The organism is Actinomycetospora sp. ABD4_176, assembly GCF_056311855.1.
In genome coordinates this window covers 5,081,426-5,106,847 of the sequence record NZ_CM149974.1, presented here as the reverse complement: position 1 = coordinate 5,106,847, position 25,422 = coordinate 5,081,426, and the positions used below count along the sequence as shown (strand labels likewise).

General features: G+C 74.6%; 29 protein-coding genes. 8 read left to right on the top strand and 21 right to left on the bottom strand.

Annotated elements, in window-relative coordinates; all coding sequences use genetic code 11:
* Nucleotides 1–163: 163 nt before the first annotated feature.
* Nucleotides 164–1,582, bottom strand: a complete 1,419-nt coding sequence (locus tag ACYX4T_RS24715; protein WP_476011864.1) for an HNH endonuclease signature motif containing protein — start codon at nt 1,580–1,582, stop codon at nt 164–166.
* 140 nt (nt 1,583–1,722) lie between these two features.
* Between ACYX4T_RS24715 and ACYX4T_RS24710 the strand changes: the two genes are divergently transcribed.
* Nucleotides 1,723–1,938 carry a dodecin family protein gene (locus ACYX4T_RS24710; protein WP_476011863.1) on the top strand — a complete coding sequence of 72 codons (216 nt, stop codon included), beginning with the start codon at nt 1,723–1,725 and terminating at the stop codon, nt 1,936–1,938.
* Nucleotides 1,939–2,001: 63 nt separating this feature from the next.
* On the opposite strand, the gene ACYX4T_RS24705 is transcribed toward ACYX4T_RS24710, so the two are convergent.
* Nucleotides 2,002–3,255 carry an erythromycin esterase family protein gene (locus tag ACYX4T_RS24705; RefSeq protein ID WP_476011862.1) on the bottom strand — a complete coding sequence of 418 codons (1,254 nt, stop codon included), beginning with the start codon at nt 3,253–3,255 and terminating at the stop codon, nt 2,002–2,004.
* Nucleotides 3,256–3,431: 176 nt separating this feature from the next.
* Between ACYX4T_RS24705 and ACYX4T_RS24700 the strand changes: the two genes are divergently transcribed.
* Nucleotides 3,432–3,671 (top strand): hypothetical protein, encoded by a 240-nt coding sequence (locus ACYX4T_RS24700; protein ID WP_476011861.1) that lies wholly within the window; start codon nt 3,432–3,434, stop codon nt 3,669–3,671.
* Between the two features lie 103 nt (nt 3,672–3,774).
* Complete coding sequence (locus ACYX4T_RS24695; RefSeq protein ID WP_476011860.1) at nt 3,775–5,043, top strand: glycoside hydrolase family 88 protein; 1,269 nt, start codon at nt 3,775–3,777, stop codon at nt 5,041–5,043.
* A gap of 34 nt (nt 5,044–5,077) precedes the next feature.
* Here the strand turns inward: ACYX4T_RS24695 and ACYX4T_RS24690 are convergent, their stop codons facing one another.
* The 15 genes from ACYX4T_RS24690 to ACYX4T_RS24620 form a co-directional block, all read right to left on the bottom strand.
* Entirely contained in the window at nt 5,078–5,806 is a 729-nt protein-coding gene (locus tag ACYX4T_RS24690; RefSeq protein ID WP_476011859.1) for a class F sortase, read from the bottom strand.
* Nucleotides 5,806–6,600, bottom strand: coding sequence for a hypothetical protein (locus ACYX4T_RS24685; RefSeq protein ID WP_476011858.1), 795 nt, complete (start codon nt 6,598–6,600; stop codon nt 5,806–5,808). The genes ACYX4T_RS24690 and ACYX4T_RS24685 overlap by 1 nt, the downstream gene beginning before the upstream one ends.
* 155 nt (nt 6,601–6,755) lie before the next feature.
* The gene (locus ACYX4T_RS24680; protein ID WP_476011857.1) at nt 6,756–7,541 is read right to left on the bottom strand and encodes an alpha/beta fold hydrolase; all 786 of its coding nucleotides are present in this window, start codon (nt 7,539–7,541) and stop codon (nt 6,756–6,758) included.
* 59 nt (nt 7,542–7,600) lie between these two features.
* Entirely contained in the window at nt 7,601–8,386 is a 786-nt protein-coding gene (locus tag ACYX4T_RS24675; RefSeq protein WP_476011856.1) for an SDR family NAD(P)-dependent oxidoreductase, read from the bottom strand.
* Nucleotides 8,387–8,500: 114 nt separating this feature from the next.
* Nucleotides 8,501–10,357, bottom strand: a complete 1,857-nt coding sequence (locus ACYX4T_RS24670) for a GAF domain-containing protein (protein ID WP_476011855.1) — start codon at nt 10,355–10,357, stop codon at nt 8,501–8,503.
* 81 nt (nt 10,358–10,438) lie between these two features.
* Nucleotides 10,439–11,533: an LLM class flavin-dependent oxidoreductase gene (locus tag ACYX4T_RS24665; RefSeq protein ID WP_476011854.1), complete on the bottom strand. Its 1,095-nt coding sequence runs from the start codon at nt 11,531–11,533 to the stop codon at nt 10,439–10,441.
* Nucleotides 11,534–11,568: 35 nt separating this feature from the next.
* The gene (locus tag ACYX4T_RS24660; protein ID WP_476011853.1) at nt 11,569–11,991 is read right to left on the bottom strand and encodes a nuclear transport factor 2 family protein; all 423 of its coding nucleotides are present in this window, start codon (nt 11,989–11,991) and stop codon (nt 11,569–11,571) included.
* Between the two features lie 73 nt (nt 11,992–12,064).
* Complete coding sequence (locus ACYX4T_RS24655; protein WP_476011852.1) at nt 12,065–12,787, bottom strand: SDR family NAD(P)-dependent oxidoreductase; 723 nt, start codon at nt 12,785–12,787, stop codon at nt 12,065–12,067.
* A complete protein-coding gene (locus tag ACYX4T_RS24650; protein WP_476011851.1) occupies nt 12,784–13,593 on the bottom strand; it encodes an alpha/beta fold hydrolase in 810 nt (269 codons plus the stop codon). The genes ACYX4T_RS24655 and ACYX4T_RS24650 overlap by 4 nt, the downstream gene beginning before the upstream one ends.
* A 37-nt stretch (nt 13,594–13,630) precedes the next feature.
* Entirely contained in the window at nt 13,631–15,235 is a 1,605-nt protein-coding gene (locus ACYX4T_RS24645; protein WP_476011850.1) for a long-chain-fatty-acid--CoA ligase, read from the bottom strand.
* Nucleotides 15,232–16,275, bottom strand: coding sequence for an LLM class flavin-dependent oxidoreductase (locus ACYX4T_RS24640; RefSeq protein WP_476011849.1), 1,044 nt, complete (start codon nt 16,273–16,275; stop codon nt 15,232–15,234). The genes ACYX4T_RS24645 and ACYX4T_RS24640 overlap by 4 nt, the downstream gene beginning before the upstream one ends.
* Before the next feature lie 125 nt (nt 16,276–16,400).
* Complete coding sequence (locus tag ACYX4T_RS24635) at nt 16,401–17,414, bottom strand: phosphotransferase family protein (RefSeq protein WP_476011848.1); 1,014 nt, start codon at nt 17,412–17,414, stop codon at nt 16,401–16,403.
* Nucleotides 17,411–18,691 (bottom strand): acyl-CoA dehydrogenase family protein, encoded by a 1,281-nt coding sequence (locus ACYX4T_RS24630; protein WP_476011847.1) that lies wholly within the window; start codon nt 18,689–18,691, stop codon nt 17,411–17,413. Before ACYX4T_RS24630 ends, ACYX4T_RS24635 begins: the two co-directional genes overlap by 4 nt.
* Nucleotides 18,692–18,907: 216 nt before the next feature.
* Complete coding sequence (locus ACYX4T_RS24625) at nt 18,908–19,075, bottom strand: hypothetical protein (protein WP_476011846.1); 168 nt, start codon at nt 19,073–19,075, stop codon at nt 18,908–18,910.
* Nucleotides 19,072–19,353 carry a hypothetical protein gene (locus ACYX4T_RS24620; protein WP_476011845.1) on the bottom strand — a complete coding sequence of 94 codons (282 nt, stop codon included), beginning with the start codon at nt 19,351–19,353 and terminating at the stop codon, nt 19,072–19,074. Before ACYX4T_RS24620 ends, ACYX4T_RS24625 begins: the two co-directional genes overlap by 4 nt.
* A gap of 174 nt (nt 19,354–19,527) precedes the next feature.
* Between ACYX4T_RS24620 and ACYX4T_RS24615 the strand changes: the two genes are divergently transcribed.
* Nucleotides 19,528–19,950, top strand: a complete 423-nt coding sequence (locus tag ACYX4T_RS24615) for a hypothetical protein (protein ID WP_476011844.1) — start codon at nt 19,528–19,530, stop codon at nt 19,948–19,950.
* A 25-nt stretch (nt 19,951–19,975) separates the two neighbouring features.
* Here the strand turns inward: ACYX4T_RS24615 and ACYX4T_RS24610 are convergent, their stop codons facing one another.
* Together ACYX4T_RS24610 and ACYX4T_RS24605 are read right to left on the bottom strand one after the other, a co-directional pair.
* A complete protein-coding gene (locus ACYX4T_RS24610; RefSeq protein WP_476011843.1) occupies nt 19,976–20,272 on the bottom strand; it encodes a type II toxin -antitoxin system TacA 1-like antitoxin in 297 nt (98 codons plus the stop codon).
* Between the two features lie 144 nt (nt 20,273–20,416).
* Nucleotides 20,417–20,686: a hypothetical protein gene (locus ACYX4T_RS24605; RefSeq protein WP_476011842.1), complete on the bottom strand. Its 270-nt coding sequence runs from the start codon at nt 20,684–20,686 to the stop codon at nt 20,417–20,419.
* 193 nt (nt 20,687–20,879) lie between these two features.
* Here ACYX4T_RS24605 and ACYX4T_RS24600 point away from each other — a divergent pair, with 193 nt between their 5' ends.
* Nucleotides 20,880–21,749 carry a helix-turn-helix domain-containing protein gene (locus ACYX4T_RS24600; protein ID WP_476011841.1) on the top strand — a complete coding sequence of 290 codons (870 nt, stop codon included), beginning with the start codon at nt 20,880–20,882 and terminating at the stop codon, nt 21,747–21,749.
* A gap of 7 nt (nt 21,750–21,756) precedes the next feature.
* Here ACYX4T_RS24600 and ACYX4T_RS24595 read toward each other — a convergent pair whose 3' ends face one another.
* On the bottom strand, nt 21,757–21,957 hold the full coding sequence (locus ACYX4T_RS24595) for a DUF397 domain-containing protein (protein WP_476011840.1): 201 nt from the start codon (nt 21,955–21,957) through the stop codon (nt 21,757–21,759).
* 326 nt (nt 21,958–22,283) lie between these two features.
* On the opposite strand from ACYX4T_RS24595, the gene ACYX4T_RS24590 reads away from it, so the two are divergent.
* From ACYX4T_RS24590 to ACYX4T_RS24580, 3 genes are read left to right on the top strand one after another with little or no spacing between them, the layout of a single operon-like run.
* Nucleotides 22,284–22,730: a MarR family winged helix-turn-helix transcriptional regulator gene (locus ACYX4T_RS24590; RefSeq protein WP_476011839.1), complete on the top strand. Its 447-nt coding sequence runs from the start codon at nt 22,284–22,286 to the stop codon at nt 22,728–22,730.
* Nucleotides 22,727–23,881 carry an MFS transporter gene (locus ACYX4T_RS24585; RefSeq protein WP_476011838.1) on the top strand — a complete coding sequence of 385 codons (1,155 nt, stop codon included), beginning with the start codon at nt 22,727–22,729 and terminating at the stop codon, nt 23,879–23,881. The genes ACYX4T_RS24590 and ACYX4T_RS24585 overlap by 4 nt, the downstream gene beginning before the upstream one ends.
* Nucleotides 23,791–24,162 carry a hypothetical protein gene (locus tag ACYX4T_RS24580; protein WP_476011837.1) on the top strand — a complete coding sequence of 124 codons (372 nt, stop codon included), beginning with the start codon at nt 23,791–23,793 and terminating at the stop codon, nt 24,160–24,162. The genes ACYX4T_RS24585 and ACYX4T_RS24580 overlap by 91 nt, the downstream gene beginning before the upstream one ends.
* On the opposite strand, the gene ACYX4T_RS24575 is transcribed toward ACYX4T_RS24580, so the two are convergent.
* The gene (locus tag ACYX4T_RS24575) at nt 24,125–25,417 is read right to left on the bottom strand and encodes a hypothetical protein (RefSeq protein ID WP_476011836.1); all 1,293 of its coding nucleotides are present in this window, start codon (nt 25,415–25,417) and stop codon (nt 24,125–24,127) included. The two genes, ACYX4T_RS24580 and ACYX4T_RS24575, sit on opposite strands and share 38 nt — an antisense overlap.
* Nucleotides 25,418–25,422: the final 5 nt, after the last annotated feature.

The following is a 25,422-nucleotide window of genomic DNA, read 5'->3' as shown; positions in this document are numbered from 1 at the left end:
TGACGTCCCGCCACCATCTCGACGGGCCGAGGGAAGCAGAGCTTCCGATCTCATCCTCCGCGTGCCCGCCACGGACGCCGTTCAATCCCGTGCACCCGCACCGCGTGGTGGACGTGCTCGACGGCACACCGCGCATGGCCGCCGGAGCGGGCGAGCGCCGCCGTCAGAGGGGTACGCGGGGTCGGCCGCCGGGGCGCGGTCGGCGGTCGGGGTCGATGACGTCGGGCGGGGTGAACCACGGGGTCCCGTCGCGGATCGCGACGGTCCAGCGGCCGCGGTGGATCAGCTGGTGGTGGTACCGGCAGAGCAGCACCATGTTGTCGAGGGCCGTGCCGCCACCGTCGATCCAGTGATGGACGTGGTGGGCGTGGCAGCGCCGCGGGCGTCGCGTGCAGCCCGGGAAGGCGCAGCCGCGGTCGCGCAGGTCCAGCGCGCGGCGGAGGGCGTCGGGCGCGGTGCGGGCGGCCCGGCCGACGTCGAGGGGCTCCGACCTGGTGCCGAGCACCATCGGCACGACCTCGGCGTCGCACGCCCACCGCCGCACCGTCCCCGCCGCGACCCGCACACCGGAGTCGAGCGTGCCGTCGCCGCCGCCCGCGCCGAGGGCAGCACAGAGCCACCGGTGGTCCATGGTGATCGTCAGCAGCGCCCGCCCCGGCCGCGCCACCCGGCCGCGCCCGCCGCCGGTCGTCGGGCCTCCGACGTCCTCGGGCCGGCGGGGGGCGGGGATGAGCGCCGCCTGCGGCCCGTCCCCGTCTCCCTCGGCACGGTCGGCGGCTGCGTCCTCAGCCGTGTCCGCGTCCTCGGTGGCCGACTCAGCGAGGTCCTCGCCGCCGTCACCGCGGGCCTCGGCGGCGACACCCCGTGGGCCGCGGGCGTCGGCGACGAGGTCCTTGAGCCCGTCGGCCCGGCGCACCGCGAGCTCCCGCTCGTCGTCGGGCCCGCACGGCTCCGCGAGCCCGTCGACGACCTCGACGAACGCCTCGCCGTCCACCGGGTCCGACAGGCGGCCCCGGAACACGACGGCGCCGTCCTTGCGGCGCACGATCAGCAGCTCGTCGTCCCGGCCCCGACCCTCCTCCGGAGGCTCCTCGCCGTCCGGATCCAGGTGGGCCAGCAGCTGGTCGGCGACCGCCTGCAACCCCCTCGGCCCCAGCTCGGTCGCTCTCTCCGCGAGGGTCTGCTCGGCCTCCGCCCACCGCGACGGCGGCAGAGCAGCGACCCGGTCGAGCCGCGCCATGGTCGCCCGGATGATCGCGATGTGCGCCGGGCCGATCTCCCCCGACGCCGCCACCGCCGCGGTGCACGGCAACCGCGGCGGTAGCTCCTCGCCCAGCAGGGAGGACCGGGGACACAGGTCGCGAGCCTCACGCACCAGCCGCTTCGCCTCCGCCGGGCCCACGCGCCACAGCTCCTGCACCAGGCGGTCCGTCCCGCGGTCGCCGGTCTCGACCGCGGCGTCGAGGCGCTCCAGCTCGGCCACGCGCTCGAGGCGCTCGAGGTACTGCCGCCGGTGAGCGACCTCCGCGACGCGGGCGCGCTCCAGCGCCTCACGCGTCGTCGGCGCCACCTCGTCGCTCATGTGTTCGAACGTAGACCCACCCCCCGACACTGCCGCCGCCGTTTCCCGAGACCACCTCGGCGGAGCGGACGGGTGTGAGCGGGGCCACTCGACGGGCACCCGGCTGGTGTCCCCGAGAAGCGACCGAGGAGGGTCTCTTCATGGCCGACAGCGTCTACCGGGTCACCGAGGTCATCGGCACGAGTACCGAGTCCTGGGAGAAGGCGGCGCAGAACGCGATCGCCACCGCCGCGGAGTCCGTGCGCGACCTGCGCATCGCCGAGATCAAGAAGTCCGATCTCGTCGTCGAGAACGGGCAGGTCTCCTCCTACCGCGTGCGGATGGACCTCTCGTTCAAGTTCGACTCCGCCAGCTGACCCACAGCGCAGCGACGGCCCGCCGACCGCCCGGTCGGCGGGCCGTCGTGTGTCCGCGGCGGGTCACAGCGACGTCCCCTGCCCGGGCAGGCAGATCACCGCGTCGTAGCCGGCGGCCACGTCCACGGCGATGTGGGTCGTGGCGTGCCGGATCGAGGCCGGGCCCGCGTCACCGCGCGCCTCCTGCAGGTCGAGCAGCACCGGCTCCGCGCCGAGGCCCGCGTCGAGCACCGCGCGCTCGAGGCTGTCGGGCGCGGGGTCGGGCAGCGGGTCGGTGGACAGGGCGACGCCGTGGCGCGCGGCGTCGTCGAGGGCGAGGCCGGTGGTGGTGCCGGCGAGCGCGGTGACTCCGACGACGGCGTAGTCGTCACCGAGCTCCGTGGCCAGCAACGTCCCGGCCGACGGCGCGGCCACCCCGGGCAGGAACGCGAACGGGACGCGCTGGGCGTGCCCGTTGTGCAGGAGCAGGACGATCCGGCGGTCGGGGTGCTCGGCGAGCAGGAACCGGACCGTCTCGGCCATGTGCACGTCGCGCGACGACACCACCCGCGCCGGCGGGTCCGGCGCAAGGAGCACCCCGAGCTCGCGCAGCTGCTCGTCGAGCCGCAGCGCCCCGCGGGCCAGGTGCCGGGCCACGTCGTGCCCCTCCCCCAGCGCCTCGACGCGCAGCAGCAGACGGGCCAGGGCCGTCGTCGCGGCGTCCTGCGACGCGGCGTCCAGCGCCGACCAGCGACCGGGCGCCACGCCGTTGTTGGCCGACGCGTACGGCGCGGTCGCCGCGAGGGCCCGGTCGACGGCGTCCATCAGCTCGGACGTCAGCTCGGACGTCAGCTCCGACGTCAGCTCCGACCGCAACCGCCGCAGCGCCGGCGCCGGCGACCCGCCCGACCCCGGCACGTCGAGCCCCGCGAACCGCACCGCGCCCCCGGCCGCGCGGTGCTCGCGCAGGCCCGCGACCAGCGCCGCCGTCTCCGGGTGTTCGCCCGCGCGGAAGGTGAAGCCGTCCCGCGCGACGTCGTTCCACGACGCGTCCCCGCCCTGCACCCACGCGTCGACCAGCGCGCCCTCGGCGAACCCCGACTCCAGCGCCACGACGCCGAACCCCCGCTCGCGCACGAGGAACCGCACGAGCTGCTCGCGCAGCACCCCGAACTCGCGGATGCCGTGGTTGTTCTCGCCGAGCGCGACGACCCGGGCGTCACCGATCACCGCGTCGACGGCGTCGTCGAGGGCGGTCGGGTCGGCAGTCGGGTCGGCAGTCGGGTCGGCGGACGGGTCACCGACCGGCCGGCACCGGACCGACGGGGGCAGGCTCACGGCCGCATCGTCGACCCGGGACGGCGGTGCCGTCGAGCGGGTTCGACCCGTCCCGGACGTCCAGCCTTCAACCGAACGGGTGGTGTGGCGCACCGCCGATAACGAGCGGGCCCTGCGCCGCGACGACGAGGCAGAACGTTCCATCGGGGGAGCGTCGGGGATCGTCGGGGGATGACATGGGTGTTCTGGCTGCCGTGGGCGCGATCGGTGTCGGTGCGGGCGCGTGGATGGTGACGCCGCTGGTGAGCATGGCCCGTCGGGGCACGCTCGAGCAGCAGGCAGGCGCCGCGCTCCGCGACGAGGCGCAGCAGGTGGCGTCGGTGCAGCGCGCCCGTCGCCGCGCCGCGCTCGTCGCGACGATCCCGGCCCAGCGCACCGCCGCCCCGGCCACGCGCCGCTCGCCGATCGCGAGCTGAGCGCCCGGCGCACGGCCGCCGGTCCGTGGCGCCGGGCCTGTTAGCGTCCGGCGCCCGACCGGCCCCTCCACCGTGGCGCCGGTCGGCGACCGGGGGGTCCGCCATGACTGCACGACACCGGCTGCGCGTGTTCGTCCTCGTCCTCGCCGCGGCGGTGGTCGCGGGGTGCGCGGCCCCCGCGCCCGCCGCACCGGCACCGCCACCGGCGGAGACGGCGGCCGGCCCGGACGCCCGGGCCGGCGACGCCGGCCCCGTCGCGGGGGACGGCTCGGTGCTCGCCTTCACGGACGCCCGGCTCGCCGCGACCGCCGACACGCTCGCCCCGCCGGCCTACCCGGTCCGCACCAACCCGGACGGGTCGTGGCTGACCAAGCCCGCGAAGGACTGGACGGCGGGCTTCCTGCCGGCGGCGTTGTGGCGCGTCTACGAGCGCACCCGGGACCCGGCGTGGCGCGAGCGCGCCGAGCGCTGGCAGGAGCCGCTGACGCCGGAGACCACGCACGACGACACCGACCTCGGCTTCAAGATGTTCATGACGTTCGCGGTCGACCACCAGCTCACCGGCGACGAGGCGGCGAGGCAGACCGCGCTCGCGGCCGCGGACACGCTGGCGGCCCGGTTCAACCCGACCGTCGGCATGATCCGCGTCTGGGACGAGAAGGACGACGAGACGCAGTACCAGGTCAACATCGACGCGATGATGAACCTGGAGCTCCTGTACTGGGCGGCGCAGAACGGCCGCCCCCAGTACGCCGACATCGCGAACCGCCACGCGGACCGCACGATGCGCGACCTGGTGCGCCCCGACGGCAGCACCTCGATGTTCGGCGGCTACGACCAGCGCACGGGCGCGCTCCAGCGCACCTACACGATGCAGGGTTTCCGCGACGACTCGACGTGGGCGCGCGGGCAGGCGTGGGCGGCGTACGGGTTCGCGACGGCCCACCGGTACACGCAGGACCCGCGCTACCTGGAGACCGCGCACCGCACCGCCGACTGGTTCCTCGGCCACCTGCCGCCCGACCGCGTGCCGTACTGGGACTTCGACGTCGCGCAGGCGCCGCCGGAGCCGCGGGACACCTCGGCGGCCGCGATCACGGCGAGCGCCCTGCTCGCCATGAACGAGCTGGACACCGACCCGGCGCAGAAGAACGCCGACGTCGACGGCGCGCGCGGCATGCTCGCGTCGCTGTCCTCCCCGGCCTACCTGTCCCGGGGCACCCCGTTCCGCTCGATCCTGCTGCACGGCACGCAGAACCTGCCCGAGGGCCAGGCGGACTCGGGGATCATGTTCGGCGACTACTACTTCGTCGAGGCGCTGAACCGCTGGGAGCGCCAGGTCGGGCCGTCGACGCAGCTCACGGGCGGCTGACCGGCTCCCCGGGGTCCGCGGCCGCGCCCGCGGGTCAGGCTCCCGGCGTACCGACCATGCGGGCGAAGACCACGACGTTGTCCCGGTAGTCGCCGGTGCGTTCGTCGAACGGCCCACCGCAGGTGATCAGCCGGAGCCCGGCGTGGTCCAGGTTCCGGTAGACGTCCAGCGTCGGGAAGTCGCTCTTGGGATAGCGGCCGACCTCCTCGACGACGAACTCCGCCGTCAGCCCGTCGCGCCGGTCCACCTCGACGCGGTCGCCGGGCCGCAGCTCCCCCAGCCGGAAGAAGACGCCCGGCCCGGCCTGCGCGGAGTCGACGTGACCGAGCAGGATCGACGGTCCGCGGGCCCCCGGGGTCGGCGAGCCCGTGTACCAGCCGGGGACCTCCACCGCGTCGAGCGGCGGCACCTCCATCGTCCCCTCCGGGGTCGTCCCCAGGGCGGCCAGCTCGTGTCGGACCCCGATCGCCGGGATGGCGAGCTCGGTCGGGGGCGACGGTGACAGGACCGGACCGGCGGGGTCCGCCGTGCCGACCTCGCCGTCACCACCCGCCGTGCCGTCGCCCGGGCGCGGCGCGGCGGGATCCGACGACGAGACCCCCGCTCCGGGGCCCGCGACGCGGGGCGGTTCCTCCTGGGCGACGAGCCCGGACACGAGCAGCGCCACTCCCACCAGGGCGAGCACGGCCGCGAGGGCGACCGCGACGACGGTGGTCCGGGCGGCCCGCGAGCCGCCCGGACCACCGTGTGCGTGCTGTGGCATCAGCGCCGGGCGTCACCGCGACGGCGGGCGGCGTAGGCGCCGACCAGGGCCGCGCCACCGAGGGCGGCACCGCCGGCGGCGATCACCCCGGCCTGCTCCACCCCGGCGGTCGCGCCGCCGCCGGTGTCGACGCCCCCGCCGGGCACGTTGCCCATCTGCGCGGGCTCGAGCGCACCGCAGAGGGCGGGCGCGGTCGCGGCCAGCGGCAGCGAGGAGACCAGCGGGCTGTCCTCGGTCCCCGCAGCCTCCGGCGCGGTGGCCGGATCGAGACCGTGCACGACGATCTCCGCGCTGCCGTCCTGGAGCGCCTGCACGGCGTCGTCGCTCAGCTCGATCGTGCGCTCGTACTCGAACGACTCCCCGCTGGGTGCGACGGCCGTGTCGGTCCCGGCGTCCGGGCTCGTTCCTCCGCTGGTGGACAGCGTGGTCTGGATCGCGCCGTAGCTGTCCTGCGCCTCCGGGGTGGAGATGACCCCGTTGCCGTCCGCGTCCGCGTCCGCGGTCGGGCACGCCCCCGCGGCCAGCCCGTGGATGTGCTGGACGTGCGGGAACGGCCCGCCCTGGAACTCCGCGGCGAGTCCGCTCACGCTGCCGGTGATCGTGGCCTCGTTCCCGTCGAGCGTGATCATGTACGTGCCCTGGGCCGAGTCCTGGCCGTTCAACGGGATCGGCGACAGCGTCGCCTGGTACGCCGAGGTGTCGTCCTCGGGGGCCGCTGCGGCGACGGGCGCCACCGCCAGCATCCCGGCCATCGACGCCGCCGCGGCGGCTCCGAGCATCTCTCGCTTGCGCATGGGATCGCTCCCCAGATCGGTTCAGGCACCCAGGTCGTTCCGGGCGCCCGTCCCTGGGTCCGTCCGGCGTCCCGGGGGTGTTCGCCATCCGCACCTTGCGGTCGTCTGACGCCGATCCCGGGCCCTCGGCGCCGGACGAGCGAGGGCCCGGACCGTCAGGAGGCCGGCACCGCCTCCGGCTCCGGCAGCTCGGCCCAGAACTCCGTCAGTGCCCGCGCCACCGGAGCCGGGGTCTCCTCCGGCCACCAGTGGCCCACGCCCTCGAGGTGCACCGTCCTCGCGCCCGCCTCGCGCGCCGCCCACTCGTGCTGGGCCACGGTCCCGCTGGCCCGCCCGACGTCGTCCACGGCGATGAGGGCGAGCCCCGGGCGTCGCGCGGCGTCCGGGAGGGACCGTCCCGCCTCGGCCATCGCCGGCTGACGCGCCGAGCGCAACAGCCTCAGCACGGCGCGACCCATCTCGGGGTCCATGCCCGCCGCGACCCGCTCCGCCATCCGCCCGGTCATCCCGAGGGCCGACGCCACGCCGAGCCGCGCCGCCAGGTCACCGCCCCAGATCTCCTGCACCGACGCCTCCCCCGCGCCCTCCTGCTGCCACACCTGGGCCCGGGCGTGCCACTGGTAGTCGGGCGCGAACACGCCGAGCGCGTCGGAGGCCCAGCTGCGGACCAGGTCCGGCCGGCTCGCGGCCAGTGCCGCGACGTGGATGCCGCCCCAGTCGTGCCCGACGAGGTCGACCGGCGCGCGGAACAGCTCGAGCTGGGACGCCAACCAGTCGCGGTAGGCCGTGGCCGACGCGTCGAAGCCGCGGGGCGCCGGGACGCCGAACCCGGGCGGGGACAGGGCGACCGCGTCGGCGCGGTCGAGCTCGCCGACGAGCGGTCCCCAGACGGCCGCGGACTCGGGGTTGCCGTGGACGAGGACGAGCGGAGTGCGGTGCACGGTGCCACCTCTCGAATACTTGCTAGTCGGTTCACAAGTATCGTAGCAGGCGGATTCGGTCAGAAGTTGCCCTTCGCCGACCAGCCGCCGTCCACCGGGTAGGTGAGGCCCGTCAGGAAGGCACCCTCGCGGAAGAAGTACGCCACCATCGACGCGATCTCCTCCGGGCGCCCGAGCCGGCGCACCATGTGCGCGTCGGCGTTGGCCTGGCGCATCTCCGGGGTGATGTCGGCGAGGATCGGGGTGTCGATGGTCCCCGGCGCGATGGCGTTGATCAGGATGTGGTGCGGCGCGTACTCGAACGCCGCCTGGCGCGTCAGGGCCGCGACACCACCCTTGGCCGCCGAGTAGGACGCGAGGTTCGGCAGGCCCCGCAGCGCCGCGAGCGACGAGATGTTGACGATGCGCCCGCCGCCGCGCTCGATCATCCCGGGGATCACCGCGCGCATCCCGAGCCACGGCCCCTTGAGGTCGGTCGCGATGACCTCGTCCCACGCCTCCTCGGTGAGCCCTGTGACGCTGTCCTCGCTCTGCAGGTTGACGACGCCGGCGACGTTCGCGAGCAGGTCGACGCGGCCGTAGGCGCCGACGACGTCGTCGACCGCGTCGGACCAGGCCTGCGCGCGGCGCACGTCGACCCACACCGAGCGGGCGGTGCCGCCGTCGGCCTCGATCTGCTTCACGGTGTCGGCGGTGTCCTGGATGTCGGCGCACGCGACGAGAGCGCCCTCGGCGGCCAGCCGCAGCGCCGTGGCGCGCCCGATGCCCTGGGCGGCACCGGTCACCAGGGCGACGGAGCCGGCGAGGGACGCGGTGCGCGGGTCGGGGACGGAGCTCGAGGTCATCTGCTTGCCTCCGGAGGTGGCGGGCGGGGTGACCCCAGTCCGACCCGCGCCCCACTCCCCCGCGACAGGACCGCCCGCACCGGCGGTTGTCGGCGAGCACAAGACCCCGCGACGTCAGCCCGCGTCGCGGAACCACCCGGCGAGCTCGAGGATCTGGAAGGCCGCACGTGCCGCGAGCAGCGTGTCCAGCGACGCCGGGTCCTTGCCCGTGATCTCCCGGACGCGGCCCAGCCGGTAGCGCACGGTGTTCTCGTGGACGCCGAGGTCGGCCGCGGCGCGCTGCACGCGGGCCTCGGCGGCGAGGAACGCCCGCCACGTCGCGAGCAGCACCCCGTCGGCGCCGTCGTGGTCGCGGACCGGGCGCACCAGCTCGTCGGCGAACCGTACCGCCTCGCGCACCCGCCCGCTCGCCACCACCACGCGGAACAGGCCCAGCTCGTCGAGGGTGACCACGCGCCGCGACCAGCCGAAGGACCGCGCCAGCTCCTCGACCTCGCGCAGCTCGCGGTGGGCGCGCGGGAAGTCCTCGGGCTCCCGGCACACCGCCGACACGACCCCGCCGCGCACGTGCACCCGCGGCACGACGGCGTCGGCGACCGCGGCGACGTGGGTGCGGACCTCGTCGGGGTGCGACACCCCCGCGCCGTCCCCGAGGCGCACGAGCACCACCACCGCGCCGGGCAGCGTCGTCGCCGGCGCCTCGTCGGTGCCCAGCCGCGCGGCGAGGTCGGCGACGACGAGCCGGCGCGCGACCGAGGCGTGCAGGTGCCCCTCCCCGCCGTCGACCGCGAGGCGGACGAGGACGTGCGGCTCGGTCAGGTCGATGCCGAACGGCACGCCGCGGCGCGCGAGCTGGGCGACGTCGCGGTGGCTGTGGAGCAGGTCGGAGAGGAAGTCGTCGCGCGCCTGGCCCTCGGCCTCGATCTGCCGGCGCTCGGAGAGCACCTGCAGCGCGAGCACCGTGGCGCCGCGCTCGGCGAGCTTGGTGTCGAGGTCGCCGAGCGCCCGCCCGGCCTCGACGACGGTCAGGTAGCCGCTGGGCCGGCCCTCGACGATGAGGCGGCAGACGACGTGGCGGCGTCCCAGCCCCCGCGCCGACGACGGCTCGAGCACCGCGCTCGGCCGCGCCGCGGAGAGCTCGGCGAGGGTCCTGCGCAGCTCGGGACGCTCGCGGGCGCGGTCACCGAGCACCGGCGGGCCGGCGCGCAGCGGGGCGGGCGCGGTCCACGTCAGCACGGCGAGGTCCTCGTCGAGCAGCGCGACCGGCGCCCCCGCGAGATCGGACAGGAGGGCCACGACCGCCCGCATGTCGGCGCCCTCGAGGACCGCGCCGGTCAGCCGCGCGTGGACGTCGGCGAGGTACTCGAGGGTGCGCTTCTGCCGGTCGAGCTCCTCGGCCTGGGCCGCGAGGCGCGACGCCTGCAGCGCCTGGCGGATGAACAGGGCCGCGAGGCGCCCGAAGAGCTCGGCGAGGGAGACGTCGTCGTCGGTGTAGGTGTGCTCCTGGGCGACGTTGTCGACGAACACGAGCCCGATGACCTCGCCGTCGAACACCAGCGGCACGCCGAGCATGGCCCGGACGCCCCAGTGCTCCATGGTGCGGCGGTGCGGGCGGGGGTCGTTGGGGACGTCGCTGATGAGCACCGGAGCCGCGCTGCCGATCACCTCGCGGCTGAAGGCGTCCCCGGGGATGCCGGCCTCCTGCGCCTGCACCGCGGCGCTGATGTTCCCGGCCTCGCCGCACCAGCCGGCGCCGCCGCGGAAGCGGCCGTCCTCCTGGCGCAGGTAGACCGAGCACCGGCTCACGCCGAGCAGGTCGCAGAGCTTCTGCCCGACCAGCGCGAGCAGGTCCTCGAGGCGGGTCGCGGTGATCGCCTCGGTGGTGACCTCGGAGAAGGCGGCGATGACCTCCCGCTCCCGGGGCGTCCCGCCGGCGGCGGCCGGGCGTGCGGCAGCGAGGGGGGTCACCATGCCGGTACCGCCTCCCCGACGACGCGTCCGCAGGCCGAGTCTGCCCTGCGGACCCGCCGAGGGGGAGGGGTCACGGTGCGGTCAGCGGCCCGCGACGGCGGCCGGGGTCTTCGTCCGCATCTTGTGCAGCTCCGGCACGACCTTCTCGCCGAACAGCTTCATGCTCGCGTGCACCTTGTCGTAGGGCAGGCCGGCGTAGGAGAAGGCGAGGTTGGCCATGAAGTCGCCGACGGCGTCCCGGCGCTCCTCGTACCTGCCGATGATCTGCTCGGGCGTGCCGTAGACGTTGGCGTCGACGTACGCGCTGGCCGCGGTCTCCATGCCGGCCTCGCGGATCATGTCCGCCCCGACCTGGTAGGCCTCGTAGCCCGGCGTCTCGCGCCAGTGCGAGCCGGCGAAGTCGTAGTGCTTGATCACCGACAGGAAGTACCGCGAGATGTACTCGTGGGCGACCGCCTTCGCCTCGTCCGGGTCCTCGTGGCAATAGGTGAAGTCCTGCAGCAGCGGCGGACCGGGCTCCGTGCCGTGGTGCTCGCGGTGCAGCCCGCGCCAGCGGTCGATCGCCTCGGCGTGGGTCCCGATGTCGTACTGCATGAACGTCATCATCTGCACCGGCAAGGTCGCGATCGCCGGGATCGAGTCCGGCGACATCGCCACGCCGAACAGGCGCCCCTCGAGCGAGCGGCTCGGTCCGGGACGGACCGCGGCCCGCGGCTGGTGGTAGTGGGTGCCCTCGTGCTCGACGATGCCCTCGGCGAGCCCCTTGATGATCATCGGGGCGGCCTCGTCGAAGCGCCCCCGGGCCTCGCCCATGTCGGTGCGGAAGGCCTCGTACTCCATCTTCGCGAGCCCGCGGCCCATGCCGAACAGCGTCCGCCCGCCCGAGAGGTGGTCGAGCATGATGACCTTCTCGACGACGCGCAGCGGGTCGTTCCACGGCAGGATCACCGCACCCGTACCGAGCTTGATCCGCTCGGTGCGCCCGGCCAGGTAGCTCATGAGCTGCAGGTTGTCGGGGCACATCGAGTAGTCGTCGAAGTGGTGCTCGGCCGACCACACCGAGTCGAAGCCGTACTGCTCGGCGAGGACCCCGAGCTCGGCGTCGGAGCGGAACACCTCCTCGTCGGTCTTGTCGGAGAACCAGTTCTGGAACACGAGCAGGACGCCGACGTCCATGGATGTACCTCCTGGGGGAGTGGGGTGACGGCCGGTCAGCCGAGGAAGATCGCGCGGGTGTGCTCGGTGTCGAGGTACTCCTTGACGCGGCGGATGCGGCCGCCGGAGAGCTCGAAGACGAAGTGGTAGTGGTTGTTGTAGACGCGGCCGTTGGTGAGCTCGGCGTACGACTCCGTCTCGGCCGCGACCCGGTCGCCCTCGGCCGTCAGGGCCTTCGGCGTCAGCGCGATCGCGCCGGTCGTGGAGAGCGTGGACAGCCCGGAGAGCATCTCGCCGAACGCGGCCTTGTCCTTCTCCCCCGAGATCCCCTCGATCGTCCCCGCGACCCACCAGGTGGCGTCGTCGGTGAGGAACGCGAGGATCGCGTCGACGTCGCCGCGGGAGAACACCTGCATGAACTCGGTGACGACGGCCTTGTTGGCGTCTTCCTTGCTCGGGGTCGCGGTCTCGGTGCTCATGCGGCCGACGCTAGGAACTCCGACGGCGGCGACGGAACGTCGCTGCCCGGTGACCGTTGGAGGTCTGCACAAGTCATCCGGCGCCCCCGAACGTCGCCATGAGGCCGCCGTCGACGGGGATGACGGCGCCGGTCATGTAGGTCGCGCCGGCCACGGCGACCACGACGTCGGCGATCTCCTCGGCGGTCCCGGTGCGCCCCGCCGGGATCGCCGCGACGATCCGCCGGCGCGCGGCCGCCGAGACGCCGGCGGTCATGGCGGTGTCGACGAAGCCCGGCACGACGAGGTTCGCGCGCACCCCGGCGGGCGCGAGCTCGACCGCCAGCGAGCGGGTGAGGCCCGCGAGCCCCGCCTTGGCCGCCGCGTAGGCGCTGTCGCCCGGGAAGCCCCGGAAGCCGACGACCGCGCCCACGTTGACCACCGCCGCGCCGTCGCCGAGGTGCGGCACCGCGGCGTGGCAGACCTCGTAGGCGCCGGTGAGGTTGGTGGCGAGCACCTCGTCCCAGCGCGCGCGGTCGAGGTCGGCGATGCGCCCGCCGCGGTGCACGCCGGCACAGTTGACGACGACGTCGACGTCGCCAAGGTGCGCGCGCGCCCGGGCGAGCGCGGCGGCCACGCCCGCGGCGTCGGTGACGTCGGTGGGGATCTCCAGGACGTCGTCGGAGGGGTAGGGCTCGGTGGCGGGCGTGCGCGCGAGGACCGCGACGGCGCCGCCGGCCTTCGCGACGTGGTCGACCACCGCCCGTCCGATGCCCCGGGTCCCCCCGGTGACCAGCCAGCCCCGGCGCACCGTCACCGGGCCGTCTGCGCCAGGAACGAGCGGAGCTCGGCGAGGTAGGTGTCGCGGGCCTCCAGGTGCGGGGCGTGGCCGACGCCGTCGAACGGGACGAGGCGGGCGTCGGGGTACAGGTCGATCGCGGCCTCGACGCCGGAGAACGCGACGAAGCCGTCGCTGCGACCGTGCAGGGCGAGGACCGGCACCTCGAGCGTGCCGATCGACTTGCGCTGGTCGATGGTCGCGAGGTCGCGGAGGGCGTCGTCCCCGCGCGGCCCCATCTCCATGAACATCCCCCACATCCAGTCGACGACGTCGCTGCTGACCGGGACCGCGCACACCGCCTGCGCGACGCCCCGGAACGTCGTCGCGCGGTCGGCGGCGGCGCCGGCGAGCACGGCCTCGACGTCGTCGACGGTGCCGCCGTGCGGCCAGTCGGACGCCGAGGTGTAGCGCGGGGTCGCGCCGCCGGTGAGGACGAGCCCGCCCGCGGCGGACCCGAGCCGGGCGACGGCGTCGACGGCCACCGCGCCGCCCAGCGACCACCCGTTCACCACCGGGCGCTGCAGGCCGAGGTGCCCGCAGAGCCGCGCGACATCGGCGCCCATCGCGGCGATCGAGACGTCGGCGACGTCCTTGTCGGACCGGCCGTGGGCGCGCGCGTCGAGCAGCACGACCTCGTGCCCGTCGGCGCGCAGCGCCGGCGCGACGGTGTCCCACGACCGCGCCGTGACGCCCCAGCCGTGCACCAGCACGACCGGCTGCCGCTCCCCCGCGTGGTGCTCGAAGTAGATCCGCCGACCGTCCTCGACCTCGAGGTGTCCCACGTCGTCCTCCCGCTGCTGGTCGTGTGCTCGCTGGAACCTAGGAAGGGGCCGGGGAGGCCCGGGAGTGGTCGGCGCCCGCGACGTTGTGGCTTCCTCCAACGACCTCGCGGAGCCGACGCTTGTCGACCTTGCCCACGCTCGTGCGGGGCAGGGCGTCGACGACCTCGACGCGGTCCGGGCACCACCAGCGCGGCACCCGGCCCGCGAGCGCCGCCAGCACCGCGTTCGGGTCGACCCCGTCCGCGGCCGGCACGACCACCGCGACCGGGCGCTCCTGCCAGCGCTCGTGCGGCACCGCGACCACGGCCACGTCGGCGACGCCCGGCGCCTCGAGCAGCGCCGCCTCGAGGGCCAGCGAGCTGATCCACTCGCCGCCGCTCTTGATGAGGTCCTTGAGCCGGTCGACCACCCGCAGCCGGCCGTCGGGGTCGATCGTCGCGACGTCCCCGGTGCGCAGCCAGCCGTCGGTGAACGCCTCGGGCCGGTCGCCGCGGTAGTAGGAGCTCGCGACCCACGGCCCGCGCAGCCACAGCTCCCCGCGCGACACGCCGTCGTGCGGGACGACCGCGCCGTCCTCGTCGACCAGGCGCCAGCGCAGCCCGGGCAGCAGGCGGCCCTGGGCGCGGACCTGCTCGATCCGCTCCTGCGGGGTCGCGCCGGGCTCGGGCGCGGAGAAGGTGGCCATCGGCGAGGTCTCGGTCATCCCCCAGCCCTGGAACGCCGGCACGCCGAGATCCTCGGTGACCGCGCGGATCAGCTCCCGGCTCGGCGTCGACCCGCCGAGCACGAGGGCGCGCAGGCTCGACAGGTCGGTGCCGGTGCGCCGGACGTGGTCGACGAGGTCGACCGCGAGCGTCGGGACCACGCCCAGGTAGGTGGCCCGCTCGCGCTCGACGATGGTCGCGACGTCGGCGATCCGCGGGTGCGGGCCGGGCAGCACCTGGTCGGCGCCGACCATGAACGCCGCGAGCGGGACCCCCCACGCGTTCGCGTGGAACATCGCGACGAGGTGCACGACGCGGTCCCGGCGGCTCAGCGCGTGCCCGTCGGCCAGGCCCGCGGCCATGGTGTGGAGGTAGAGCGCCCGGTGGGAGTAGCCGACGCCCTTGGGCGCGCCGGTGGTCCCGGTCGTGTAGCAGAGGGCGGCGAGGTCGTCCCCGTCGCGCGGCGGCGGGCCCTCGAGCGGCTCCCCGGACGCGACGAGGTCCTCGTAGGCCAGCTCCCCCGGCTCGGGCTCGCCGTCGAGGACGACGACGCGCATCCCCGGCCGCGCGACCCGGGCGGGCGCGGCGGCCGGGCGCAGCGCCGCGTCGAGGAGCAGCACGGAGTCCTCGGCGTGGTCGACGACGTAGGCGATCTCCGCGGGGTCGAGGCGCAGGTTGACGGTGTGCAGCACGGCCCCGGCCAGCGGCACGGCCAGGTAGAGCTCGAGGTGGCGGTGGTGGTTGCCCGCGAGCGTCGCCACCCGGTCGCCGGGGCGGACGCCGAGCGCCACGAGCGCGCCCGCGACCCGCCGGATGCGCGCGTCCTGCTCCCGGTAGGTGCTGCGGCGCACGCAGACGCCGTCGACGTAGTCGACGATCTGCCGGTCGGGGGCGTGCTCGCGGGCGTGGTCGAGGAACGTGGTGACGAGCAGGCTCACGCCATCGCTCCGGGCGCCTCCGAGGTCGCCGGAGCCAGGCGTTCGCGGACCCGGGGCGCCACCTGCGTCGCCAGCAGCTCGACCCGCCGCGAGCCGTGGTCGACGGACTCGCCGGGCAGCTGCGCCCAGAAGTGGACGTCGCGGATCTGCGGCCGGTCGGTGAGCATCGCCGTGAGCTCCTCGACCGCGGTCGCCGGGTCCCACAGCGTGAAGGCGCCGGCGGCGACGATCTGGTCCGGGTCGGCGAAGCGGGGCGTGGTCTCCGGCGGCCCGAACGCGCCCCACGCGATGTAGGTGTTGAGCTGGGCGAGCACCAGCGGGCCGATCTCCGCCCACTCGCGCTCCGGGTCCTCGGCGATGAGCGCCCACTGGCCGGCGTAGATGCGCCCCTGCTCGCGGGGCGTGCCCTGGCGCTCCAGCGCGTCGAGGTAGGCGGCGTGGTGGTGGTTCTGGGTGGAGAGGAACCCGTCGCCGATCCGCGCGACGCGCTCGATCGCGGGGTCGGCCATCGCTCCGACGAGCAGCTGCGGCGGCTGCTCGGGCTGCGGCGTCACGGGCAGGCCCGGGAACCGGTAGCGGCGGCCCTCGTAGGGCTCGGTCGACCCGGACCAGGCCCGCCGGATGATCTCGACGCCCTCGGTCAGCAGGCTCGGGCGGTTCTTGATGTTCTTGCCGAACGCCGCGAACTCGCGCTCCCAGTAGCCCTGGCCGACGCCGAGGTCGAACCGCCCGCCGGTGAGCAGCGAGACGGTCGCGGCGTCCTCGGCGAGCCGGATGGGGTCGTGCAGCGGCGAGACGATGAGGTTCGTGCCCACGCGCAGCCGCCGGGTCCGCTCGCCGATCGCCGCGGCGAGCGTGAACGGCGAGGGCGTGTAGCCGTCGTCGCAGAAGTGGTGCTCGGTGAGCCACGCCGAGTCCAGCCCCAGCTCCTCGGCCCACGCGATCTGGTCGAGGACCTGCCGGTAGAAGGTGCTGAACGGCCGGTCCGGCACCGGGTTGCGGAAGTCGTACCAGAGCCCGAACGCGACCTCGTGATCCATGCCCCCGATGCTGGCGAGCCCGCCCGCCCCGACGGCACCACCGACCTCGCGGGGTGTTGTGGACCTCCCCAAGGTGCGCTGCGCCTATGTGAGCACTTTCCGGGCCTACTAGGCCCGGAAAGTGCTCACGTACGCGTGGCGCACCAGGCCTCCTCGAGCAGCGCGGGCACGTCGCGCTCGAGCGCCGCCGCGTACGGGGTGTCGAGCTCGCCGCGGCGGTACTGGGCGTAGGCCGCCTCGACGATCGCGGCGAGCTTGAACAGGGCCAGCACGCGGTAGTACGCGACGTCGCCGACCGGGTGCCCGACCTGCTGCTCGTAGCGCGCCACGAGGTGCTCGACGGGCGGCGCGCCGGGCCGCCGGGAGACGGCCTGCAGGGCGGGCATGGCCGGCGGGTCGACGGCCCGCGCGCCCCAGAACCCGAGGAGCAGGCCGAGGTCGAGCAGCGGGTCGCCGATCGTCGCCATCTCCCAGTCGATGACGGCGAGCAGGCGGGGCTCGGCGCGGGCGAACAGGCAGTTGTCGACGTGGAAGTCGCCGTGCACGAGGCCGGGGCGGGAGGTCGCGGGGCGCCGGTGCTCGAGCCAGGCGGCGAGCTCGTCCATGTGCGGCAGCGGCCGGCAGGCGATCTTCTCCCACTGCCCGTGCCAGCGGCGCACCTGGCGCTCGAGGAACCCGTCGGGGCGCCCGAAGCCGTCGAGGCCGACCTCCTGCCACGCCACCCGGTGCACGGCCGCGAGCGCGTCGACGACCTCGTCGGCGAGGGTCGCCACCGCGTCGGCGGGCCACGGCGCCGGCAGCGTGTCGGTGATCGAGACCGCGTCGGGCAGGTGTTCCATGACGAGGAACGGGCCGCCGGGGACGTCGGCGTCCTCGCAGCACGCGGCCGGTCGGGGGGCCGGGGCGCCGGCGGCGGCCAGCGCGGTGAGCACCCGGTACTCGCGCCCGACGTCGTGCGCCGACGCCGAGAGGGCGTGGCGCGGCGGGCGGCGCAGCACCCACGAGGCGCCCGTCGCGTCGGTGAGCAGGCACGTCTCGTTGGAGTTCCCGCCGGTCAGGCGCTCGAGGCGCCAGGGCCCGGTGCCCTCGAGGTGGTCGTCGAGCCAGGTCTGCAGGCCGTCGGCCACGGCGAGGGTCACACGGTCTCCAGGGGGTGCTCGAGCACCTCGGCGAAGCGGGCCAGGGCGGCCGCGCGCCGGGTGGGGACGTGCTCGGTGGGCGTCTGTGTGGGTGTGTAGTCGCGCAGCAGCCGGCGGGCAACGCTGACGCGGTGCACCTCGTCGGGGCCGTCGTAGATGCGCGCGGCGCGGGCCCAGCGGTACATCTGCTCCAGCGGCATGTCGGTGGTGAAGCCCAGCGAGCCGTGGATCTGCACGGCCCGGTCGAGGACGTCGTGCAGCACCTGCGCGCCGTGGTACTTGATCATCGCGATCTCCGTGCGCGCGGCGGGCGCGCCGACCCGGTCGATGCGCCACGCCGTTTGCAGCGTCAGCAGCCGGGCCGCCTCGATCGCCGCGGCGCTGTCGGCCACCCAGTTCTGCACCGTCTGCTTGTCGGCGAGCGGGCCGCCGTGCACCGAGATCGACACGGCGCGCTCGGCGAGCATGTCGAAGGCGCGCCGGCAGACCCCGATCCAGCGCATGCAGTGGTGGATGCGCCCGGGCCCGAGACGGCGCTGGGCCAGCGTGAACGCCTCGCCGCGCCCGCCGAGGAGGTTCTCCGCCGGGATCCGCACGCCGTCGTACACGACCTCGCCGTGCGCCCACACCGGGTTCTCCCCGCCCGGGTCGTTGAGCAGCCCGAGGTCGCGCACGCGGATGCCGGGGCTGTCGCCGGGCACGAGCAGCATCGACATGCGGTGGTGCGGGTCGGCGTCGGGCTCGGTGACGGCGAGGACGATGTGCAGGTCGCCGCGCGAGGCGTTGCCGACCATCCACTTCCGCCCGGTCAGCACCCACTCGTCCCCGTCGCGCTCGGCGCGCGTCGTGAACTGGCGGGGGTCCGAGCCGGTGCCCTGCTCGGTCATCGCGAACGCCGAGAGGATGCGGCCGTCGAGCAGCGGGTCGAGCCAGCGACGCTTCTGTTCCTCGGTGCCCGCGAGGGCGATGAGCTCGGCGTTGCCCGAGTCGGGGGCCTGGCAGCCGAAGACGAACGGGGCGAGCTCGCTACGCCCGAGCACCTCGTGCAGCAGGCCGAGGCGCAGCTGCCCGAAGCCCTGCCCGCCGAGCGCGGGATCGAGGTGCGCCGCCCACAGCCCCCGCTCCTTGACCCGCTCCTGCAGCGGCGCGGCGAGCCGGCGGAACGACGCGTGGTCGAGGTCGAGCGCCTCGAGGGGATAGATCTCCTCCTCCACGAAGGCCCGCGCCCAGTCGAGCTCGGCCGCGAACTCCGGCTCGGTCGAGAAGTCCCAGGCCATCGCTCTCCCTTCGTCGTGACGTGGTGACGCTAGGGAGCGGCCCAGATGGTCGCGACCGGGGACGGATCGCGCTTTGGAGGTTCGTCCAACGCGCTCAAACGCCTCCAGCAGGACGCTCTGATCCGGATCAGCGGCCGACCTGTCGACTCCCACAGGTCTCCTCGCACGCCGTCCTTCGGTTGACGCAGCGCAAGACGGGATGGGCGGGGCCCGGCCTCAGCGCCTGCGGCGGCCGAGGGCCCGGGCGAGCTCGTCGACCTCGCGCAGCGCCGAGGCCAGCTCCTTGCCGCGAGCGTTGAGCGCGCGGCGGTTCCACTGCTGTCCGATGAGGACGCCGAGCACGAAGACCATGCCCACGGCGACGACCAGGACGATGGCGATCACCAGCGATCACCTCCCTCGGTCTGCGAGGACCGATCACCGAGCGAGTGCGGCGAGCCGGCGTCGTGCTCGGATATCCCGCCGATGATCACGAAGAGTCCGATCAGCGCGGCCGCGACCAGGACCACGACGACGAGCTTCAGCACCACCCGCCACAGGGCGACGAGCGCGGCGGCGGCGACGAACGCCGCGAGCACCAGCCCCGACGACCCCTCCGACGGAGGTGGCTGCGTAGCCGCGAGGTCACCGACGACCACTGAAGCGAGCACCGCCTCCACCACCTCTCGTAAGTGTCAGATGTAAGTGTCTTACAGGCACAGGATGCGGTCGGAGTCGCCGTAGGTCAAGCGCTGAAGAGGGACGACGGCGACGACGGCTGGTTAACTGGAGGAGAACCGGTGGGACGGGGGCGGGTCGACCTGAGACAGAGGGCGCTCGGTCCGGGGGGAGATTCGGTGGACGCGTACCCGTGGCGCCCGAAACCCGTCGAGCTCACCAGGCTCCACGACCTCGCCGAAGGGCTCTTCGATCTCCTCCGCGAGACCTTCGAGGTGCCCGTCGTCTTCGAGCTGCACCTGGACGACGTCGACGCCCACTCCCACCACGACGCCGACGCAGTCCGCGTCGTCGCCGCTCTCGCGATGGCCGACGTCCAGGCCCTACGTCGCGCCGCTCAGCACGGCGAGCCCGTGACCAACACCGAGGTCGTCCGGATCGCGAGCGCACTCGACCACGCCGTGGAGGTCCTCGCGGCAGCCGAGCACGCCCGCGGTCAGGCGCCGGCGCTGTTGAGGACCCGCGACCACATCAACGAGGCCGCCCGTGTGGCGACCGGGATCGGCCTGCACGTCGACGGCGGCATCGTCGAACTCCGGTGAGCGGCGCAGCGCCGCCCTGCGGACCTCAGATCGAGCGCTTCGCCTCGGCCGCGTCGCGCTCCTCGGACACCTGCCGACGGATGCTCTCGAGACGCTCCTCGAGACGCTGCTGCGCGGCGCTGCGCTGCTCGTCCTCGTGCCGACGGTCGCCCTCCATCACGGCCTGCGGGCCGACTTCGGCGATTACGGCGCGGGCGCTGGCGAGCACACTGTCGCGCATGAAGGTCGAGACCGTCTCGTTGCGGTAGTGAGCGACGGCGCGGATCAGATCCTGGTCCTCCGGTGAGACCCGAAAGTTCATCAAGGAGGAGTCAGCAGGCATGGGATGCTCCTCGTCCATCTACCGCGCGCCCCGTGTAAGTCGTAATACAAGTACACCTGCGGGCCGCCGTTAGACAAGCCTTACCCGCCAGTCGCGGGCACGTGTCGCGACGGAGGACGGCTCGTGGCGAGTCGTGCCGCCGCGTCAGTCCGGGGCAGCCCCGCCTCGGACCCGGCCGGCCGCGTCACCGGGACGCGGGACGAGGACGCGGGTAGCCAGCCACGCCGCCACCATCCAGCGGTGCTCCCGCGGAGCGAGCGGCACGTGCTCGGCGAGCTCGTGGAGCAGGCGGACGACCCCGTCCAGCCGCGTGTGCCGCAGTCGCTCGACGGCGGCACGCTCGTGGCAATCGACGATCTCCGGACGGGGGTCACTACCAGCACCCGTCCCCAGCGGCGGACCCATCTCCGACATGGCGCCCTCCCAGCCGTGTCGCCGCGAGTGCCGCCGATGATCGAGGGCGCCCCCGGTCCGACTCGCCGCACCGTTCGTCCGTCGTGACGCTCCGGTGCAGCAGCAATTTCATACCCTGCACCGGCTCCGATAAGCAAGACTAGAGCGAGCAAGCACAAGATCAAGAAAATTGCACGAGTGGCGAGGAGTGGACGTGACCGACGCCGACAGGCCTGTTGGGCCGGTCATCGTCCGGCGGCGTCTCGGCCACGAGCTGCGCCGGTTGCGCGAGGAGGCCAACCTGCGGCTCGACGCCGTCGCCGAGGAGCTCGAGATCTCCACGGCCAAGCTCTCCCGACTGGAAAACGGACATACACCGCCGAAGACGTGGGACGTCCGCAACCTCCTGACGCTCTACGGCGTGGAGGGCGACCGCCGAGAGGAGGTCCTCACCTGGGTCCGCGAGGCCCGCACCGAGACGTGGTGGCAGGAGGACGCGGCCGCAGGTCCCGCACAGCTCGACTACTTCATGTCCCTCGAAGCGGAGGCATCGACCCAGCTGGCGTACTCGACGCCCTACGTGCACGCACTACTGCAGACCGAGGACTACGCCCGCGCTCATATCGCGGGGATTCTTCCGCAGTTGCCAAGCGATGTGACCCGGCGACTGGTGGCGATGCGACTGGGCCGCGGTCGTGTCCTGCGTCGCGAGTCGGATCCCCTTCACCTGAGGGCGATCCTCGACGAGGCCGCGCTGCTGCGCCGCGTCGGCTCTCCCGAAATCATGCGGGGTCAACGGCGGGCACTCCTAGACCACCTGCCGAATGTCGAGCTCCGCATCTTCCCTTTCGACGCCGGCCCGCACGGGGCACTGACCGCCCCGTTCACGATCTTCGTACCGAGGATCGGCGACATAGACCCCATCGTCGTCGCCCGAGAGGGCTCGCTCCTAGACGACTCCTTCGTGGACCAGCCAGCCGACACTGAGCCCTACGAGAGGGCATTCGACGAACTGTGGGCGCGGTGCCCGTCAGAGGATGACTCCCAGGCGCTGATCGATCCGGACCATCGAAGTCGCTACTAAGCGAGGTTCAGCGGGGCAGGTTGCTCCGGTCGAACTCGCCCGCGCGCACCCCCTGGAGGAACGTGTCCCACTCCTCCGCGCTGAACACGAACGGCTCCGCCGCCTGCTTGGAGTCCCGCAGGGCGACCTGCCCACCAGGAAGGGCAGCCACTTCTACACAGCTGCCGATGTTGCAGAACGAGGAGACGTGGAAGCGGACCGCGGACAACGAGTTCCCCCAGAGGTTGCTTTACGACCGTAGCCTCCACGCGGTCGCGCGTGTCGACGGATGGCCGAAGCCTCTCAGGAGCGCTCGAGGAGTCACGCGCAGGACCCGCCGAGCAGGGGCGGCGCGGAGCGCCGAACGGTAGGTCTCGGCCGATCAACGACGGTAGCTTGATCAGATGAACAAGATCGACCCTTGCGGTGCGTCATAGCTGCGCCTCGCCTGCTCGACCGGGGCGTGTTCTAAGCGCTGACACGCTGGCCGATTGAGCCCGACGGCGATCGACAGTCCATACTGATCAGTCTGACCTGATTAGCTAGGCTGAGCACATGTCCGGGACCCAGGAGCTCAGCCCGTCGTCGGTGCGCGCGGCGCACGAGGTCCGCGTCGCGCTCGGGCGGCTGCGGCGCCGGCTGCGCGAGACGGCCGACCGCGACGAGCTCACCCCGTCGCAGACCTCGCTGCTCTCCCGCCTCGACCGCGACGGCCCGCGCACCGCGAGCGAGCTCGCCGTCGCCGAGGGGGTGCGCCCGCAGTCGGTGGCGGTGTCGGTGGCCGCGCTGGAGGAGCGCGGGCTGGTGACGCGCCGCCGCGACCCCGACGACGGCCGCCGGCAGACGATCTCCGTCGCGCCCGCCGGCCGGACCTTCCTCGACAGCACGCGGGCCGCCGGCGAGCAGTGGCTGGCCCGCGCGCTGCACGAGCGGCTCACCGAGGACGAGCGCGCGACGGTCGTCGCGGCGATGGGGCTGCTCGACCGGGTGGCGAGCCGGTGACGACGGCACTCCAGCGCCTGCGACGCGGGGCGGAGGCTGCCCCGGACCGTTTCGACCGCCGGCTCGTCGTGCCCATGGTGCTGGGCGCGATCCTCAACCCGATCAACTCGTCGATGATCACGGTGGCGCTCATCCCCATCGGCGCGGCGCTCGGGGCGCCGCCGTCGCAGACCGCCTGGCTCGTCTCCGGGCTCTACCTCGCGACGGCGATCGGCCAGCCGGTCGTCGGGCGCCTCGTGGACCTGATCGGGGCCCGGCCGCTCTTCCTCGCCGGCGCGACCCTCATCGGCGTCGGCGGGCTGCTCGGGGCGCTCGCGCCGTCGATCGGGGTGCTGGTGGCCGCCCGCGTCCTGCTCGGGCTGGGCACGTGCGCGGGCTACCCGGCGGCGATGACGCTGATCCGCGGCGAGGCTGACCGCACGGGCCGCGACAGCCCCGCCGGCATCCTCACCGTGCTCGCGGTGTCGACGCAGACGGTGGCGGTGATCGGGCCGACGCTGGGCGGGTTCCTCATCGGCGTCGGCGGCTGGCGGCTGACGTTCACCGTCAACGTCCCGCTCGCGCTCGCCTGCCTGGTCCTGGGCGCGCTGTACCTGCCGCGGCAGGGACGCCGCACCGGCCCCGCCGGCCGGCGGGCGGTGGTGCGCGCGGTCGACCCGCCGGGCGTCGCGCTGTTCGTCGTCACCCTGGTGTCGCTGCTGCTGTTCCTCACCCACCTGCGCGCCGACCTGTGGTGGCTCGTGGTGCTGGCGGTCGTCGCCGGGGGCGCGCTGGGCTGGTGGGAGCTCCGCGCGCCGCTGCCGTTCCTCGACCTGCGCCTGCTCGGCGGCAACCGCCCGCTGCTCGCGACCTACGCGCGGTCGCTGCTCGCGGCGATCACGTCGTACGCGCTGCTCTACGGCTACACGCAGTGGCTCGAGGAGGGTCGCGGGCTGTCGCCGCAGGTCGCCGGCCTGGTCCTGCTGCCCGTGTTCGGGGCGGCGATCCTCGTGTCGTCGGCGACGGGACGCCGGCCCGAGATCCGGGGAAGCTCGTCGTCGGGGCCGTGGGGCAGGTGGTCGTGGCCGCGATGCTGCTGCTGCTCGACGTGGGCAGCGGGGTGTGGGTGCTCGTCGCGCTCGCGGTGCTGGCAGGCGTGCCGCAGGGCCTGAACAACCTCGCCAACCAGAACGCCGTCTACGCCCAGGCCGACCCCGAGCGCCTCGGATCGTCGGCGGGGCTGATGCGGACGTTCTTCTACCTCGGCGCGATCGCGGCGTCGGCGGCGAACGGCATCGTCTTCCGCGACGGCGCCACCACCGCGGGCATGCACGAGCTCGCGGTCGTCATGCTCGTCGCGTCGGCGCTCTTCCTCGTGCTGACGCTGGCCGACCGCTCGCTGGCGCGCACGACGCTCAGGAGCGACTCGTCTCCCGCGGTCGCAGATAGATGAGGCGGCGGGAGGAGGGGGGCTCGGGCTCCGGGTCGGGCCCGGCGGCCGGCGCCGCGTCGGCGGGCGTGCGGGCCCGGGGGATCGCCAGGTCGTCCCCGCTGTCGGGCTGGCCGCCGCGCCGAGCCTCGATCCCGAGGATCGCGCGGTGGGTGCGGGCGACGAGGTCGGGGTCGGCGCGGTCGAGGGCGGCGGTCAGCCACCGCAGCGCGCCGCCGTCCCACCGGCCCGGCTCGGGGGTGTGGGCCGCGGAGCGGGCGGCGAGCACGACGCCGAGGCGGTAGAGGGCCTCGGGCTCGAGGTCGTCGGGCGGGACACCGGTCGCGAGCCAGAGGGCGACCTGGTCGTCCCCGCGGGCGAGGGCGACGCGGGCGAGGCGGGCGCGGTCGTCGGGGACGAGGCGGTGCCACAGGTCGCGGGCGAGGTCCTCGGGCACCGCCCAGCCCGTGGTGTCGCGGTCGGCGAGGTGGGAGAACAGGCGGTCGGCGGCCAGCGCGCGCCCGCCCGGGAGCACGTGCAGGAGGCGGACGCCGCCGTGGTCGGCGCGCAGCAGCCGGCGCACGACCCCGCGCAGCTCCGCCGGCGCCGGCGCGGGTGCGCCGAGGGCCGCGAGGTAGGGCGGGGCGAGATCGACGAGCAGGGCGGGCGTCAGTGGGAGCGGGACGCCGAGGCGGTCGTGGTCGACGGCGGCGCGCAGCAGGGCGAGGGGCACGCGCGACGACCAGCCGACGGGGTCGAGCACCGCGTGCGCCCGCGCCACCGGCCGGACCGTCTCGCCGATCGGGGGGTCGCCGGGCAGCACGACCAGCGCCTCGGTGAGCCGCGCGCGGACGCCGGGGGCGAGGTGGGCGTCGAGGAAGGATCGCCGGGTCGTCAGCACCAGGCGCACCGCCGGCGTCAGCGCGGCGTGGACCTCGGCGGTGAGCTGGTCGAGCAGCCCCGGCGGCGCGTCGTCGGCGACGACCACGACGGGCCCCGAGCGGGCGGCGACGGCGCGGGCGTCGCGCAGGACGGCGGCGAGGTCGGCGCCGTGGGGGTCGGCGACGGGCAGCAGCAGGCGGTCGCCCAGCATCCGGCGCAGCGCGCGGTGAACCGCCCGCGAGGTGCCGGCGAGGCGCTCGCCCGTGACGACGACCAGCGGGCGGTCCCGCCCGCACGCGTCCTCGAGGGCGTCGTCGACCGGGCGCGGGACGTAGGGCGCCGTGGCGTCGGGGTCGCGGACGCCGAGCAGCTCCGGTCCCGCGTCGCCGACCTTCACCGGCT